Origin of the sequence: Fodinibius sediminis, assembly GCF_900182555.1 — a bacterium.
Lineage (GTDB): Bacteria > Bacteroidota > Rhodothermia > Balneolales > Balneolaceae > Fodinibius > Fodinibius sediminis.
In genome coordinates, this window is sequence record NZ_FXTH01000041.1 from 1 (window position 1) to 1,794 (window position 1,794).

At 36.2% G+C, this 1,794-nt stretch carries 3 protein-coding genes; all 3 read left to right on the forward strand.

Going from position 1 to position 1,794, the window contains the following annotated elements; all coding sequences use genetic code 11:
- Nucleotides 1-116 precede the first annotated feature (116 nt).
- From FN808_RS18725 to FN808_RS18735, 3 genes are read left to right on the forward strand one after another with little or no spacing between them, the layout of a single operon-like run.
- Nucleotides 117-842: an HNH endonuclease gene (locus tag FN808_RS18725; protein ID WP_142716148.1), complete on the forward strand. Its 726-nt coding sequence runs from the start codon at nucleotides 117-119 to the stop codon at nucleotides 840-842.
- A gap of 2 nt (nucleotides 843-844) precedes the next feature.
- Nucleotides 845-1,108, forward strand: a complete 264-nt coding sequence (locus FN808_RS18730) for a hypothetical protein (RefSeq protein ID WP_142716149.1) — start codon at nucleotides 845-847, stop codon at nucleotides 1,106-1,108.
- Between the two features lie 27 nt (nucleotides 1,109-1,135).
- On the forward strand, nucleotides 1,136-1,582 hold the full coding sequence (locus tag FN808_RS18735; RefSeq protein ID WP_142716150.1) for a hypothetical protein: 447 nt from the start codon (nucleotides 1,136-1,138) through the stop codon (nucleotides 1,580-1,582).
- The last annotated feature ends 212 nt before the right edge of the window (nucleotides 1,583-1,794 follow it).

Consider the following 1,794-nt stretch of genomic DNA (forward strand, 5'->3'; position numbering starts at 1 on the left):
TCGCCGGGCCTGGCCGGCTTTTGAGTTTTTGGCTTTCCGTTCGTTACTTACCTAGTCAACATTCCATCGTGCGCCGCTTAAACGCGGGGCCGTTAGGTACTTTTAATTAACTCACTATGAACAAAAACCAAATTGAAAAATTAGAAATAACATTATCAGATTGGCTCCATCGCCATGACCTTCATCATGACACACATTTTTATACTCCAGACGAGTGGGCTGAACGAGGAGAAGAATTTTTAACAGATTCAGATTTAATTTTAGTATTTGAAAATGGTCTCTTTGATCTAATCAATTATTATTCTCATGATCCGCTTTACAAGGAATTAGATGATCTAATAGAAGGTTTTGGATATTATTTTGAGTTGGGACATGCTTGGAATATGGGGTTCTATTCATTAGAAATACTTGATATTGAATTACCGACTATTCCAAAGGGAGCCTCCTATAGAGAAAAACTAACAGATCAACGTTGGATTAAAAAAAGAGAAAAAGTAAGAGATAGAGCAGGTAACAAATGTATTTTCTGTGGAAAAGATCATTCCCTAGAAGTTCATCACACTTACTACAGATATGGATGGGAACCTTGGGAATATCCCCTTGATTCTTTAATGTGCCTCTGCTCTGACTGTCACAAAGAAAGAGCCAAGCAAGAATTTCGGTTTAGAACATTCATGCCAAATCTTACTCGTAAAGAATTAAAACTACTTCGCAAAGGTATTTCAAGTTTACTCAATAGATTTGAAAGAGAAGATGTTGAAGCCTTAATCTCTTCTTTCCAAAAGTCAACCGATGACATGGAAACCGCATTATCAACACTAATTGAAAATGAAAACATTTAACCATGGATTTAAAGAAAAAAATTATGGTGGGTTGCATCTCAATAATTATGATTATGACAATATTCCCTCCGCAAATAATTGAAGATTACTTTGTTTATGGTGATACCAGAACTTTACAAAGCGAACAAATAGAGTACAAGTTTATTGGTGGCGGAGATTTAGATAGAGATGAAAAAGCTAGCATCGCATTTGATAGACTTTTTCTACAGTATTTTGTTGTAATTGGAGCTGGTTTTATAACTTACCTTCTGAAGAAAGAGGACTAGAATTCGTCTAACAAAACTTATTTTATTATGCCAGATATAACCTCAATATCAGCAGCTGTTCAAGGGATAAAAGCTGCAACCGATATTGCGAAATCATTAAGAAACGTTGATGCCTCTTTAGAGAAAGCTGAAATGAAATTAAAAATTGCTGATCTCACTAATGCATTGGCAGATGCCAAAATAAGTCTTTCAGAGGTTCAGGAATTAATTTCTGAGAAAGACAGCAAGATTAAAGAATTGAAGGCAAAATTAGAGCTTGACAGCAATCTAGAATATGAAGACGAATGTTACTTTATTAAAAAGGACAAAGGAGAAGATGAAGGGCCATTTTGTTATAGATGCTACGATGCAGATGGAAAATTAGTGCATTTGGTAAATGTTAAAAGTTACAGAGGTTGTTATTACTGCAAAGTTTGTGAAAATCATTTTGGTGATCCTAACGATGAGCCTCCTGGAGCTAACATGAGGATGTAAAAGTACCTAACAAGCGCATTAAGCGGACGTGCCTCGCCCTCGCTTGCCACTTTTAAGTTATCCAATTTCTGTAGTACATTTTGTTTTAAAATCAACGTTGGCCTGCACGCAGCTTATGCGCAAGATTCTATGTTAAAGAACAAATAAATTCGTAATTTTTTACGTGCTTATGCACAAAGAGCGGCTTTAAGCCAGCTCGTGTGGGGCAGCCG

Coding starts and splice junctions, on each gene's coding strand:
- FN808_RS18730 (WP_142716149.1), top strand. CDS start 845: ATGGATTTAAAGAAAAAAATTATGGTGGGTTGCATCTCAATAATTATG.
- FN808_RS18725 (WP_142716148.1), top strand. CDS start 117: ATGAACAAAAACCAAATTGAAAAATTAGAAATAACATTATCAGATTGG.
- FN808_RS18735 (WP_142716150.1), top strand. CDS start 1,136: ATGCCAGATATAACCTCAATATCAGCAGCTGTTCAAGGGATAAAAGCT.